This is a genomic window from Pandoraea sp. CB10b_02, assembly GCF_002216225.1.
GTDB classification, from domain to species: Bacteria; Pseudomonadota; Gammaproteobacteria; order Burkholderiales; family Burkholderiaceae; genus Pandoraea; species Pandoraea nosoerga.
Genome location: NZ_NJGW02000008.1, coordinates 32,121 through 44,461, shown reverse-complemented (window position 1 = coordinate 44,461; position 12,341 = coordinate 32,121). Strand labels below are relative to the sequence as shown.

General features: G+C 64.8%; 15 protein-coding genes. 13 read left to right on the top strand and 2 right to left on the bottom strand.

The features are described from left to right. Positions 1–11: 11 nt before the first annotated feature. From CDN36_RS10470 to CDN36_RS10410, 13 genes are all read left to right on the top strand, one after another. Positions 12–773 carry a hypothetical protein gene (locus tag CDN36_RS10470; RefSeq protein WP_043223299.1) on the top strand — a complete coding sequence of 254 codons (762 nt, stop codon included), beginning with the start codon at positions 12–14 and terminating at the stop codon, positions 771–773. Between the two features lie 110 nt (positions 774–883). Beyond that, complete coding sequence (locus tag CDN36_RS10465) at positions 884–1,102, top strand: AlpA family transcriptional regulator (protein WP_009461157.1); 219 nt, start codon at positions 884–886, stop codon at positions 1,100–1,102. Between the two features lie 41 nt (positions 1,103–1,143). Beyond that, the gene (locus tag CDN36_RS10460; RefSeq protein WP_043223302.1) at positions 1,144–2,010 is read left to right on the top strand and encodes a ParA family protein; all 867 of its coding nucleotides are present in this window, start codon (positions 1,144–1,146) and stop codon (positions 2,008–2,010) included. Further along, positions 1,994–2,242 carry a type II toxin-antitoxin system HicA family toxin gene (locus CDN36_RS10455; RefSeq protein ID WP_287496687.1) on the top strand — a complete coding sequence of 83 codons (249 nt, stop codon included), beginning with the start codon at positions 1,994–1,996 and terminating at the stop codon, positions 2,240–2,242. The genes CDN36_RS10460 and CDN36_RS10455 overlap by 17 nt, the downstream gene beginning before the upstream one ends. Beyond that, entirely contained in the window at positions 2,235–3,890 is a 1,656-nt protein-coding gene (locus CDN36_RS10450) for a ParB family protein (protein WP_062737799.1), read from the top strand. Before CDN36_RS10455 ends, CDN36_RS10450 begins: the two co-directional genes overlap by 8 nt. A 17-nt stretch (positions 3,891–3,907) precedes the next feature. After that, positions 3,908–4,468: a DUF2857 domain-containing protein gene (locus tag CDN36_RS10445; RefSeq protein WP_020651215.1), complete on the top strand. Its 561-nt coding sequence runs from the start codon at positions 3,908–3,910 to the stop codon at positions 4,466–4,468. A gap of 2 nt (positions 4,469–4,470) precedes the next feature. Next, positions 4,471–5,667, top strand: a complete 1,197-nt coding sequence (locus tag CDN36_RS10440) for an STY4528 family pathogenicity island replication protein (RefSeq protein ID WP_287496686.1) — start codon at positions 4,471–4,473, stop codon at positions 5,665–5,667. A 127-nt stretch (positions 5,668–5,794) separates the two neighbouring features. Further along, positions 5,795–6,094, top strand: a complete 300-nt coding sequence (gene relB / locus CDN36_RS10435; RefSeq protein ID WP_043223317.1) for a type II toxin-antitoxin system RelB family antitoxin — start codon at positions 5,795–5,797, stop codon at positions 6,092–6,094. Next, positions 6,081–6,368, top strand: coding sequence for a type II toxin-antitoxin system RelE/ParE family toxin (locus CDN36_RS10430; protein ID WP_009618209.1), 288 nt, complete (start codon positions 6,081–6,083; stop codon positions 6,366–6,368). Before relB ends, CDN36_RS10430 begins: the two co-directional genes overlap by 14 nt. Before the next feature lie 28 nt (positions 6,369–6,396). Next, positions 6,397–6,588: a hypothetical protein gene (locus CDN36_RS10425; protein ID WP_043223321.1), complete on the top strand. Its 192-nt coding sequence runs from the start codon at positions 6,397–6,399 to the stop codon at positions 6,586–6,588. A gap of 123 nt (positions 6,589–6,711) precedes the next feature. After that, entirely contained in the window at positions 6,712–7,491 is a 780-nt protein-coding gene (locus CDN36_RS10420) for a PFL_4669 family integrating conjugative element protein (RefSeq protein WP_043223324.1), read from the top strand. Then, positions 7,488–8,036 (top strand): DUF3158 family protein, encoded by a 549-nt coding sequence (locus CDN36_RS10415; protein ID WP_043223326.1) that lies wholly within the window; start codon positions 7,488–7,490, stop codon positions 8,034–8,036. The genes CDN36_RS10420 and CDN36_RS10415 overlap by 4 nt, the downstream gene beginning before the upstream one ends. After that, on the top strand, positions 8,033–8,434 hold the full coding sequence (locus CDN36_RS10410) for a single-stranded DNA-binding protein (protein WP_032963659.1): 402 nt from the start codon (positions 8,033–8,035) through the stop codon (positions 8,432–8,434). Before CDN36_RS10415 ends, CDN36_RS10410 begins: the two co-directional genes overlap by 4 nt. A 99-nt stretch (positions 8,435–8,533) precedes the next feature. On the opposite strand, the gene CDN36_RS10405 is transcribed toward CDN36_RS10410, so the two are convergent. Both CDN36_RS10405 and CDN36_RS10400 read right to left on the bottom strand, forming a co-directional pair. Next, positions 8,534–10,240 carry a UvrD-helicase domain-containing protein gene (locus CDN36_RS10405; protein WP_043223332.1) on the bottom strand — a complete coding sequence of 569 codons (1,707 nt, stop codon included), beginning with the start codon at positions 10,238–10,240 and terminating at the stop codon, positions 8,534–8,536. Then, positions 10,240–12,084: an ATP-dependent nuclease gene (locus tag CDN36_RS10400; protein ID WP_121372569.1), complete on the bottom strand. Its 1,845-nt coding sequence runs from the start codon at positions 12,082–12,084 to the stop codon at positions 10,240–10,242. The genes CDN36_RS10405 and CDN36_RS10400 overlap by 1 nt, the downstream gene beginning before the upstream one ends. Between the last annotated feature and the right edge of the window lie 257 nt (positions 12,085–12,341).

Sequence of the window (12,341 nt, the reverse complement as noted above, 5' to 3'; positions counted from 1 at the left end):
AGGGAGCAGCCATGCGAAAGCCACCTTCATCCGACGTCCAAGCCAAAGTCTTCTACCGTCCGATCGAGGCGGCCATCCAGTGGGCGGGACTGTCGCGTTTCGAGCGCCGCATCCTCGATGTCACCAAGGGGATGAACCGCTTGCCGGAGCACCCCGAACTGGCGCGCTGGCCACAGCTTCGCCTGAACGCGGAACGGATCTACGACGCACTGGTGCATCTCGACCTTCCCTACGGCAAGAATGGCATCACGAGCAACGACCCCGCCTTGCTTGATGACCCCAGCCTCACAATCCGCCACGTCGACCTGAAGGCCTGGATGATCCGCTTCTATCCCGACCAGCGACCGGCCTTCCTGTTCGACGCCTTCGAGCGTCACCTGCACCCGGCCGTCAGTGTCGAAGCCGTGCAGGCACTGGTCATGGACCGCGAGGCGCTCAAGCTCCAGCTTGCCGACAGGGTGCAAGCCTGGGATGCGCTCTATGCCCAGTTCCAGACGCTCAGCCAGGAGCACCAGGCGCGCACGGAGCGCGAGAAGCGGTCCGGGATGCCGGGCGCCCGCAGTGAGTCCACCTACCTGAACATCGTTGGAGGTCTTCTGACCCTGCTGCTGGGCAAGTCGCCCAATGGCGTTCCCTATTCGTCCTTCGAGACGCTGGAATCGGTCATCAGTGCGCTGGTTGCCCATTACGGCGACAAATCCGGAATCAGCGAGCGAACGCTGTGGGCGAAGTTTTCGGCAGCCAAGCGTCATCTCGCCACCCGGGACCGCTGACTGCAAGTGCAGACGGCATGTCTGCACTTGCGGTGACTGCGCGGGAACCGCGCTATTGAATACGGGGCACGTCCATCACCGCCGCTACACAGCGCCAAGGAGTGCCCCTCGTGACTGCCCAGACCATCGCCACCGCGACGCCGAACGAACACCGCATCCTGCGCCGCGCGGAAGTCGAGGCCAAGACCGGCTTCAAGCGCGCCCACATCTACAACCTGATCAAGGAGGGCAAGTTTCCCAAGCCCCTGCGCCTCGGGGTACGCGCCATCGGCTGGGATTCGGTGGAGATCGATCAGTGGATCACCGATCGACTCAGGGAGCGGGCGTGAGCCCGCGCTCCGTCGGAATCCCTTCCACGAGGAGTCGCGCCATGCAGGTGGTATCCATCATTTCGACCAAGGGGGGCGTCGGCAAGACGACCACCGCGGCGAACCTGGGCGGTTTCATCGCCGATGCGGGACTGCGCGTGCTGCTGCTGGACCTGGACGTACAACCCACCTTGTCGAGCTACTTCACGCTCGGCACGCATGCGCCTGCCGGCATCTACGAGATGCTGGCCTTCAACGAGCAGCGTATCGAGCAATTGGCTTCGCAGACCGCTGTGGCGGGTCTCGACCTGGTGGTCTCGAACGACCACCGCGGCGAACTGAACACACTGCTGCTGCACGCACCCGACGGCCGGCTGCGCCTGCGTCACCTGCTCCCCGCGCTGGCGCCGCACTACGACCTGCTGCTGATCGATACCCAGGGAGCGCGCAGTGTGCTGCTGGAGATGGCGGTACTGGCCTCCAGCCTGGCGCTGTCGCCGGTGACACCGGAAATCCTGGCGGCGCGTGAGCTGAGGCGCGGCACGCTGCAACTGATCGAGGACATAGCTCCGTATCGGCACCTCGGCATCGAGCCGCCACCGCTGCGCTTGCTCATCAACCGTGTGCATCCGGTTTCGTCGAACGCCCGACTGATCCAGCAGGCCCTGCGCCAGGTGTTCCAGGCGCACGCTGGCATACAGGTCCTGAACACCGACGTCCCGGCCATCGAAGCCTACCCACGTGCCGCAACACGGGGGCTGCCAGTGCATCGCGTCGAGTACCGGCAACCAGTGGGCCGTACTGCGCCTGCGGCGTTGGAGACGATGCGTGCGCTGGCTGGCGAGCTGTTCCCGGCATGGCGGGAGCGCTTCGCGTGCGTTACCGGCAGAGGCCGCGCAGGGGGAGCCAGTCATGGCGAACGCGCATAAACTGGCCCGCGGCCATGCGCGGCTGCGCGCGCTGATCGAGTTCGCGCTGGGCGAAGGTTGGCACGTGAAACGCACGCGCGGCGGGCACCTGATGTTCACCAAGCCCGGCTGCGCCGCGATCTACACCAGTTCGACTGCGAGCGATCACCGTGCCATCCGCAACGCACGCGCGCAGCTTCGCCGCGCCGATCGACAGGCACCGGCGGCATCTCGGGAGAGCAGCGATGGCTGAGCCGACGCCGCTGGACATGGCCGCCAAGCTGCTGGCCAAAGGCTTCGAACGCAGCGGTCCTTCGGCCGCAGTCTTGACCGACCCCATTGCCGACACACCGATGGTGGTGACGCTGGACGAGTTGCGCCCCTATGAACATGACCCACGCGTGACGCGCAACCCGGCCTACGAGGAGATCAAGGCCTCGATCCGCGAGCGCGGGCTGGACGCACCACCCGCGATCACCCGCCGGCCGGGCGAGGCGCACTACATCATCAGGAACGGTGGCAATACGCGGCTCGCCATCCTGCGCGAACTGTGGAGCGAAACCAGGGAAGACCGCTTCTTCCGCATTGCGTGCCTGTTCCGTCCGTGGCCGGCGCGCGGCGAAATCGTGGCGTTGACCGGGCACCTGGCCGAGAACGAACTGCGCGGCGGGCTGACCTTCATCGAGCGCGCCCTGGGCATCGAGAAGGCGCGCGAGTTCTACGAGCAGGAAAGCGGCCAGGCGCTGTCACAGAGCGAACTCGCGCGACGGCTGACGGCCGACGGCTATCCGGTGCCGCAGTCACACATCAGCCGCATGAACGATGCGGTGCGCTATCTGCTGCCGGCGATACCGAACCTGCTCTACGGCGGCCTGGGACGACATCAGGTGGAACGGATCGCGGTACTGCGCAAGGCGTGCGAGCGCACCTGGGAGCGGCGTACGCTGGGCCGCACCGTGGCCGTGGACTTCGCCACCTTGTTTCAGGACGTGCTGACGCAGTTCGACACACAGCCGGACGACTTCTCGCCGCAGCGGGTGCAGGACGAACTGGTGGGCCAGATGGCCGAGTTGCTGGAGGCCGACTACGACACGCTGGCGCTGGAGATCAACGACAGCGAAAGCCGCCAGCGTGCGCTGACCAGCGAACCGGCGGCGCCGATGCCTTCGGCGGCGTCTGTCGTGCCTGCTGCTCCTTCCGCACCGGTCTCCGCACCTCAGCAGCTACCCGTGTCGTCCGTACCGCGCGACACCACGCCGGTCTCGCATGCGTCAGCAGCGACACCGCTTGCATCGCCCGAAGCGTCAGAGGACCAGCGCGGACCACGCGACGAGCGCCTGCAAGGGCACATCGTGACACCGGCACCGACCACCGAGCGCCTGCAGTCCATCCAGCGGATGGTCGCCGACCAGCTTGGCGACAAGCTGCCCGACTTCGAGGCCGATGCGCTGCGTGCGATCCCCGTACAGGTCGGCGGGCTCTATCCCATCTCGGACGTCTGGTACGTCGAGCCGGGGCTGGACGCGCCGGATCGCCTGCGCGTGCACATCGCGCAGTTCGCGCGCGAAATCGGCGAGGAAGCGGCGGTTGCCGACCACATCGAGGCCAGCGTCGGCGGCATCGGCTTCGTCTGCGTGGCGCCGGCCGTGGGCCAGGCGAAGGTGCTGCCGGCGTTCGCGCGGGCGGTGCTGACCCTGCTGCATGCGCTGAGTGCGGCGCCACCCGCCGCGAACGGATTGGACCGCGCGCGGCTGGCCGACGAACTGGCGGCGCTGCTCCATGGCCACGGCGGCTCGGCTACACGTCTGAGCGATGCTGCGCTGGTGAAGCTGTTCCGTCTGCTGCGCTTGGCGCGCCGGCTACTGGATCTGGAAGCCGGCGTAGCGAGCCAGGATTCCTGAGCGCAGGAGGCTCCCGCATGTCGGCACCGCACCCACTCAACCAGGCCGTGATCGCCCAGGCCCTGCATGACCTGCGCAACGGCCAGTTGCGCCGCTGCAAGGCCATGGGCTTCGGCGAGGAGGAACTGGATGCGCTGAAGCACCCCGAACTCGTGAGCATGCTGGTGAATGCCACGGTGTCGTGGTGTTCGGTGTCGGTGAACCGGGAAGTGTTGAAGCGGCTGCTTAGCCAGGTGCACGACGTGGAGCGGGAGATCGCTACGGTGGACCGCATGCTGCGCCTGGGGGCGAGCACGGAGATGGTCAGCAAGTTCTACGGCCTCACGCATCAGGAAGTGGCGCTGCGCCGCGACATCCTCGGGCTGCCCAAGCGCAAGGGTCGGCATCCGGTGCTCGACGAGGCGCAGGACGTGGCCTTGTGGGAACGCTGGAAGGCCGGCGTCGCCGAGCGCCATGTCGCCCTGACCGACGACATGGCGATGCTGGCACTGACCATGGACCTGGCCGAGGCCATGAGCCTGCCGATGTCGGTGATCTGGTCGGCGATACGGAACTGGATCGACCAGGGGCTGGTGTAGCCATGGCCACGTCCGGCACACCACGGCGCGAAGGTCCCGTTGCGCTGTCGGCGGTGTTCGACGAGGCGCTGCGGCACCTTGGGCCGCAGGAACCGGCACAGGGCACCGCGCCGGCCGCCGACGGATTCCTCTACAGCGGCAACCGCCATGAGAGCGTGCCGCGCCGACTGTTCCTCGACCGGCGCCTGACGCCGCTGGAGCGCAACGCCTGGCAGGTGTTCCGCCTGCAGCTCAGCGACGACGGCGTGACAGCCTTTCCCACCTACGACCAATTGCGCCCCTACCTGGCCTCGATGCCCTGCGCGGCGCAGGCATCGCACGAGACCGTGGCGCGCGCCCTGACGCTGCTGCGGCTGACGCGCTGGCTGAGCCTGGTGCGACGGCGGCGCGACCCGAAGACCGGCCGCATCCAAGGCAACCTCTATGTGCTGCACGACGAACCGCTGTCGCCCTTCGAGGCGATGCAGCTCGATGCCGACTACCTCGGCCTGGTCAGCCAGGCGCTGACCCATGCCGCCAAGGCGGTACAGATCGTGGGCATGAACACACTCAAGGAGATTGCCGAAGACCCGCTGCTCAGCGGCCGCACGCTGCCGACCCGATTGCAGGTGCTGGCGCAGCGCATGGCGCTGCATGGCTGGACGACGCCAGGTTATCCACAGGAGGGTGCGGACCACGAATCCGAAGAAGGCCAGGAAGCCCTGCTTCGGAATGGCACGCGCCCGTCTTCGGAATCCGAAGCGGGGCTGGAACCCGCGCAGGACGGCCATCTTCGGATTCCGAAGGAGGACCGTACAGTACGTATGAATCGTATAAATAAAGAAGTACGTACAGTACCGCGCGCGAGGGCCTTGCAGAACCTGCGGCTACCCGAGCGCTTCCTGCGCTTGAAGGACGAGCAACAGGCCGGTGCGCTGGTGGCGCTGCAACAGGTGGACGAGGCCCAGCGGCAGGCCGTGCTCGACGAATGGGAGGCACGCTGCCGCAACAGCGCTGTGCGCAACCCGGCCGGCTATCTGTTCGGCATCGTGCAGAAGGCGATCCGTGGGGAGTTCAAGGCGTGGGCGGGCGACGGCGCCACGGTGCCGCCTGCTTCCCGTCCACCCGCGCCGGCACCGGGGCCATCGGCACCGCCGGTATCCCCCGAAGTGGCGCGCGCCCACCTGGCGCGGCTGCGGGCGGCCCTGCGCGACCCGTGACCGGCCGTGCTATCCCCAGGGGATAGCTGGGACAGGGAGCCTTCCGGCGGGTCGATCCGGCCACACCCTTGCCAAGGTCTCAATTGAGATACAAAATAGGGACTAATGCATAACAGGAGAAGCAACGATGGCTGCACAGACTTCGATGCTGCACATCCGCGTGGACGACAAGCTCAAGGCCGATGCCGCCGAGAAGCTCGCCGGGGTCGGCCTCACCGTTTCGGACGCCGTGCGCATCCTGCTGACCCGTGTGGTCAAGGAAGGCGCGCTGCCGGCTGGCCTCACGGCCGACCCGGAGGCCTACGATGCCTGGTTCCGGGCGAAGGTCCGGGAGGCGCTGGCCGACACACGGCCGCCGGTGCCGCACCAGCAGGTCATGGACGAGGCGCAGGCCCTGATCGACAGGAAGCGGCGTGCGCGTACTTGAGTGGCGGGAAGCTGCCCGCGCCGACCTGCTGGCGATTGTTGACTACATCTCGGACGACAACCCCGATGCCGCGCAGCGGTTGAAGGACGACATCGAGGCCAAGGCCGCAAAGCTGCCGGAGCGCCCGAAGCTCTACCGGCCTGGCCGCGTGGCCGGCACGCGGGAGATGGTCGTGCGTGCGAACTACGTGGTGGTCTACATGGAGGACACCCGCGCGGTGTCCATCCTGCGAGTGTTGCACGCCGCGCAGCAGTGGCCGCCGGCACGGGAGTGAAGGCGGTTTTCCTCACTGGAGATTCACCTTGAATACCAAGGAGCCTGAAGCAGCCAAACTCAAGGCGCTGCAGGAAGCAGCTTGCATGGGCTGGGCCGACATCGCCGCCGGCCGCCATGCCGATGTCGCCGACGGCCAACTCGAAGGTTTCATTGCACGGTTGGGACAGCAGGCGGCGCTTGCCGTCGCTACCCGCCGCGAGGCTATCCCCAGGGGATAGCTGGGACAGCCAGCCTTCCCGCCACGGACAAACCAGGCGCACGCCGATTGCGGTTTGTTGACTGACGGCCTTCCAGCCGGTGCTGATGCTGGCGACTCGTTCCGTTAATGCGAGTCGTCACCCATGGCCTATGAACACCTGCAACTGAATCTCGGCTCGCTGCGCAGCGCGATGTCGCTGACGCTGCACACTCATCACGCTTCGCGCATCTGGCACGGCCGTGCGCCGACCGAGGGACGCGCCGGCATCATCGGTCTCAACGGCTTCATCAGCGCCATGAACAAGATGAAGCGCGGCGCCGAGCAGGACGATCCGTACTCCGATTTCTGGATGCTGCGTATCGAAGACAAGCTGGAGCAGACCAAGAGCACGCTGCAGGCGCTGCGCGAGCAGGTGGACCAGGCGCTGGCTGATGTACCCCCGGCGCTGTCGTTGGGCGATAACATGAACGTGCAGCCGGTGAAGCTGCCGCTGTTCGTGAATGCCCAACTCGGCTTCATGGCGGTGTACCTGCTGGCCGACTACGACGACCTGGCGCGCAAACTCATCCTGGCGCACCACACGGCGCTGATCGACCGCAGCACCTTGGAGCGCTGGCTCAATGACGGCGCGCACGCGCTGCGCAGCCTGTTCTCGCTGGCCCAGCAGTACCGCTACTCGGGCGCGACGCGCGACGACTTCGCGGCGAAGAACGCTGCGGCGCGAGCGGCGCTGGAGAAGTTCGGCGAGTTGCCGCAGGACGTGCTGGAAGGCACGCGCCGCTCGCGCTTCGCGCCACCCATCGCGCGGCGGTCGAACAAGCCCGGCACGCCGCCTGCTGCGCCAGCCATCGTGCCCAATGCGTCGGCTCACACGGATGGCGCAGCCGATGGTGCGGCGGGCGATGAGGGTGCAGGCGCATGACGGCATCGATCCCCATCGGCCACTCCCCGCGCTTCGTGGCGCTGGAACAGGCGGACTTCCAGCGGCTGGAACACGCAGGCTACCTAAAAGGCCTTTTACAGCCCTTTAAGGGTAAGGGGAGTCTGGAGACCTGGGCCAGCCAGTGCGCAGCGCTGCGCGACGACCTGATTGGCCTGGCGCAGCGGCGTGTGCTGCCCCAGGCACGCGCCTACCCCTTCAGCCTGCTCGACGTGCAACTGGCCCAGCAGGCCACTGGCGCAGGGACGACCTTCCTGCGTTGGCGCAACCTCGACCGTTCCTCCATGGGCGTGGCGTTGTGGGAGGCCCTGCTGGCCAACCCCGCGACGCCGGCCTCGCTGATCGACGAGCTGTACGCGATCGAACTGCAGCGCATCGTACTGAACATGCAGATCAGCCTGACCCACAGCATCGCTCGCCAAGCCCTGGAATGCGCCAACAAGGCCGCGCAGGCCGAAGCGGCTTACCTGCGGCGCGTCCACGGGCATACCGCGTCCGTTCCACCCACCACCAAGGAGTCACCATGAGCACGCACTTCGTCGGCGAGGGCAACATCGGTTCTGCGCCGGACTACCGCGAATTTCCGAACGGCAACGACGAGCCGCGCCGGCTGCTTCGCCTGAACGTCTATTTCGACAACCCGATCCCGAAGAAGGACGGCGAGTACGAAGATCGCGGCGGCTTCTGGGCGCCCGTGGAGCTGTGGCACCGCGACGCCGAGCACTGGAAGACGCTGTACCAGAAAGGTATGCGGGTGCTGGTCGAGGGCCGCACCGTGCGCGACGAATGGGAGGACGCCGACGAGAACGAACGGGTGACCTTCAAGATCGAAGCGCGGCGCGTGGGCATTCTGCCGTATCGCATTGAGGCGGTGACGTTGGGTGCGAAGCCCTCTGCATCTGATAGTGGTGCGCCGCAATCCTGACCAGCCAAGCAGGATCCCCACGGCTGTTCCCGTTCAGCTTGATGACGAGGACGGTCGCGTCATCGGTCGCCTTGTTCGTCAGACTGGCCACCGATCCGCTCAATCGACCAGCGGCCGGGCATTCTGCGGTCGCACGATCGTCACTAGCGTCCTAGCCCGCGTCAGGCCGACCCGCAGCAGCCGGCGGCTACGTTCAAACGGCGGCTGCTCATTCCTCTCATCGAAGAAGCTCGACTTGAAAGCGCCTTCCACGAGAACGACCCCATCGAACTCCTTTCCCTTGGCCTTGTGCATATTCATCAGGATGCAGCCTTGGGGGTCGCGCTCGGCTGCCACGAGCCGCTCCTGCTCGAGGATACGTTTGACTAGTTCGCTCGCACCTGCATAGCTGCTCAAGGCGAGCCAACGCTCGCCGAGTCCGGAGGCCAGAGCGTCGGTCGCCCTGAACAGCCGCACTAGCCGGGCCTCGCGGAACAGCTCATTCAGCGCTGGAATATCGTGAAGCACCCAGCGCGCCGCTTTCCAGTCCGCGACAGGTTCTCCGACCAGATCGATGCCAGCCTTGTAGACCGCGACGAGGGCTTTCGCGGCATTGATGCGCGGTCCTTCGCCCGTCGCCACCTTGGCTGCCGCCTCGTCATACTTACGTGCGTGCTCCGCCGCGGCGTTGGTCGGCTCCTCCGCGTTCTTCAGCTTGTAATATCCAGCAATGACCCGGAGCGTCCGCGCAAGGGTCTCTTCGGCCGGGCCGGTCGGCCATTCTAGGATTGACGCCACGACCACCGCCGCCGCCGCGGAAAGCTCAGCATCCCAAACGACATCATGTTCGATGACGGGTAGGGTCTGCTTGTTGTAAGTGTGCGTCTCCGACAGGATCACCGAAAGGTCGGCGATGAGCGAATTGCTTCTCGACAGCACCGCCACGCTCGGATGCTCGACCCCCTTCTTCCGCAACGCGCTGAAGGTCCATATCACCGCTGCATGGACCGTTGCGGCAAACGTGTTCTGCCAGTACGAAACCTGTTTGATGTCTGGGGTGGCCGGCAGCGGACTGTGGTTGTGCAGTACTGCGTCGGCGAACTGAAGGATTCCCGCGTTTGGGCTTCTGTGGTTTTCCCCGCCCAGATCGAACTCGGTGACCTGGATATCCTCTCGGAGAATATCCAGCCGGCGCGGATCGATATCATCCCGGTAATCAAAGATCCGCTGTTCTGGATCGGCAAGGCAGAACACGTCCGTGACTTCAGCCAGAGCGCGAACGATCCGCCACTGGTTGTCGTCGGTGTCCTGGAACTCGTCGACGATGATCATCGGAAACCGATCGGCAATGAGGTCGCGCAGCGCCGCGCATCCCTCCAGTAGGTCTGCCGCGCCCGCTGCGAAGAGATCGAAGCAGTAGAGCCCTTGCTCCGATGCCAGACGTCGTCGCTCGACCATCCAATCCCCATCGAACGCCGATTTCTGAAGACGTTCCTCCCCGGGGTAGAGAAAGCGGATCGGCCGGCCGTGCAGGAGGCGGCCGTGGGCTTCCAGAATCTCCATGCAAAAGGCGTGATAGGTCTGGACGGTGACGGCCCGCCGTTCGGCTGGCGTCAGGATCTCCTTGCAGCGCAGGAGAACCTGGCGGATGGCAGCGCGCGAGAAGCTGAGAAAGAGGATTCCCTGTCCTGGCTTGAGCGTCGCAGACTGGCGCTGGGCCTTCAGCAGGGCGATCGTGGTCTTGCCGGAGCCGGGCCCGCCGAGGACCAAAAGGTGTCCGCCTTGTGCGATGACCGCCTTGCGTTTTTCGCACAGCTCCAGCTTCATTAGAAGAGATCCTCCAAGTCGTCCGGCGGCGGTGCTGCGACATCTTCGGAAACGGCGCTCAGCGCCTTGTGGATGGTTTCAAGGATTTCTCGGATCGTCGCCGGTAGCTGGTCGGCGTGCTGGCACTGGCTGATCATCATGGCGGCATAGCCGTAAGCGTCGCCCTTGCGCGCCTTCAAAACCTTCGTCGCCAATGCAGTTACCTCACCATCGCCCGCCGCCGGATCATAGACGCCGACACTGGGATAGTCGGGTCGATCCTTCACCTCATTGAGAAACCGCCTCACAACTGCGATGGGCGTCTCCTTTACGAGCAGCTCCTCAATGCCCTTCTCGGGGGACTCCCAAACCTGCGTATAGCTCTTCAGCTTGTCCATCGCATCCTGGTTCAGCGGGGCGTTGGGTTTGTCGTAGAAACCGAAGGCGAGCTTTCCGAGCGCCGAAAACACCGGACCATGACGCGGTACCGAGCCATCCCCGCCGGCATTGAAAATGCTGACGCCAGCCAGATCGAGGTGGGTGTAGTCCTCCGGATTGAGGGACGCCTCCATGATCGACGAAGCTACCGGAAATAGGGCTGCCTCCGTCGATCCCTCCACGACCAGCACCGCCCGGCTCAGAATTGCCTCGGCGAATTGACGCCGTTCGACGCGGAACGTCTTGGACTTAATCGCCTGGCCATCGATCGGCTGGCCTGTCAGAGCGCCGGTCTCGTTGCGGTTCAGGATGACAATCTGCTCATGATCGAACTGTTCGATCACGTAGGGTGAATGCGAAGTGACAATCGATTGCCCCATTTCCGCGAGCACGAACCGCGTCACCCGGCGCTGCGTGTGTGGCGGGAGCGCAATTTCCGGCTCCTCCATCGCGAAGATCACCGATTGCTTGTCCTTCAATTCGGCAATGAAGGTCAGGAGAGCGAAGACCAGCAGGTTGATTGAACCAGTACCCAGCCGACCGAACGGTACGAGATGCTGACCAGGTTGAGCTGCGATAAACAGCCGCACGACTTCCCGGAGATGCTCGCGCGTCAGGTCCGAAGCAAAGAAGGCCGTCGCATCGTCACCAGGCGCCAAGTTGACGAAGCGTCCCATCCGGGATCGTAACTCTGAGCGGATATGCTTCAGTTGCTCGATCTCGCCGATTGCCGGGTCAAGCGCTTGTAGTCTGGCCAGAGTGTCCCGCCACATCTCGACGGCACCGGCGCCGCCCAGCTTCAATACGGAATCGAGCAACGAACCGCGCTGCAGGCTGAGAGCGCGTGAACCGGTCCGCAACGTCCGCAAAAACACAAAGCCGCAAAGGCGCTTGTGCACACGCGTGAACGGAACACGGCCCTGACCGAGCTTGACCTCGGTTTCTTCGTCGAGAGCATCGACCTCTTTGGTTGGATGGTCGAAGAATGTGTTGCCGACGAAATCGTCCTCTTCCGGGTCGTACCGACCGACAAACAGAAGTGGTAGAGCCCAGATCACTGCCGGACCATCGGCCTTTCCAAGACCATCCTGCTCCTCGTCTATGAACGTACCCGCCAAGTCGTCCCACCTGCGGAGATGGCCACCAAAGCGCCGCTGCGCCTCTTCGGAAAGATCGACCAGGATCGCCTCAATGCGAATTTCAACCGGCGCGCCTTCCGCATTCAGATAGCGGCCACAATGAAAGTCATGCTCGTCAACGACAGGCCTGCGGAATATGCGCTCAGGACCGAGGACGAGATCAAGAGCCTCGCACACCGTTGACTTCCCAATGTTGTTGCCTCCGACCAGAAGTGTGTGCCCAGCAAAATCAACACTCCCTTGAGAGACGCATCGGAAGTTTTCAATCTTCAAACGCCTGACGCGCATATATCCTCCGTCCCCGCATCGATTATTCGCTATCGCGGTTATAGCGCAGTTACCTGCAGCGGTCTTGTTTCCCTGGAGTCCTGGCTTGGATGCGACGAGTTCACGACTGAGGAGGAGAAAGGACTTGCTGGCGTGTTCGGCTTTCTGAGCCCAGGCGCGCATCGCCCTGTTGGCATCCCGGAAGGTCAGATGACGCGCCTTGGCCGTTCCTTCGCGCTCAACATGTGCTGGTTCCTACTCAAGAACCATCTCGTACC

Excerpts from the sequence above, each read along its gene's own strand:
- CDN36_RS10470 (WP_043223299.1), top strand. The coding sequence starts at position 12 with ATGCGAAAGCCACCTTCATCCGACGTCCAAGCCAAAGTCTTCTACCGT.
- CDN36_RS10460 (WP_043223302.1), top strand. The coding sequence starts at position 1,144 with ATGCAGGTGGTATCCATCATTTCGACCAAGGGGGGCGTCGGCAAGACG.
- CDN36_RS10455 (WP_287496687.1), top strand. The coding sequence starts at position 1,994 with ATGGCGAACGCGCATAAACTGGCCCGCGGCCATGCGCGGCTGCGCGCG.
- CDN36_RS10450 (WP_062737799.1), top strand. The coding sequence starts at position 2,235 with ATGGCTGAGCCGACGCCGCTGGACATGGCCGCCAAGCTGCTGGCCAAA.
- CDN36_RS10445 (WP_020651215.1), top strand. The coding sequence starts at position 3,908 with ATGTCGGCACCGCACCCACTCAACCAGGCCGTGATCGCCCAGGCCCTG.
- CDN36_RS10440 (WP_287496686.1), top strand. The coding sequence starts at position 4,471 with ATGGCCACGTCCGGCACACCACGGCGCGAAGGTCCCGTTGCGCTGTCG.
- relB (WP_043223317.1), top strand. The coding sequence starts at position 5,795 with ATGGCTGCACAGACTTCGATGCTGCACATCCGCGTGGACGACAAGCTC.
- CDN36_RS10420 (WP_043223324.1), top strand. The coding sequence starts at position 6,712 with ATGGCCTATGAACACCTGCAACTGAATCTCGGCTCGCTGCGCAGCGCG.
- CDN36_RS10415 (WP_043223326.1), top strand. The coding sequence starts at position 7,488 with ATGACGGCATCGATCCCCATCGGCCACTCCCCGCGCTTCGTGGCGCTG.
- CDN36_RS10410 (WP_032963659.1), top strand. The coding sequence starts at position 8,033 with ATGAGCACGCACTTCGTCGGCGAGGGCAACATCGGTTCTGCGCCGGAC.
- CDN36_RS10405 (WP_043223332.1), bottom strand. The coding sequence starts at position 10,240 with ATGAAGCTGGAGCTGTGCGAAAAACGCAAGGCGGTCATCGCACAAGGC.
- CDN36_RS10400 (WP_121372569.1), bottom strand. The coding sequence starts at position 12,084 with ATGCGCGTCAGGCGTTTGAAGATTGAAAACTTCCGATGCGTCTCTCAA.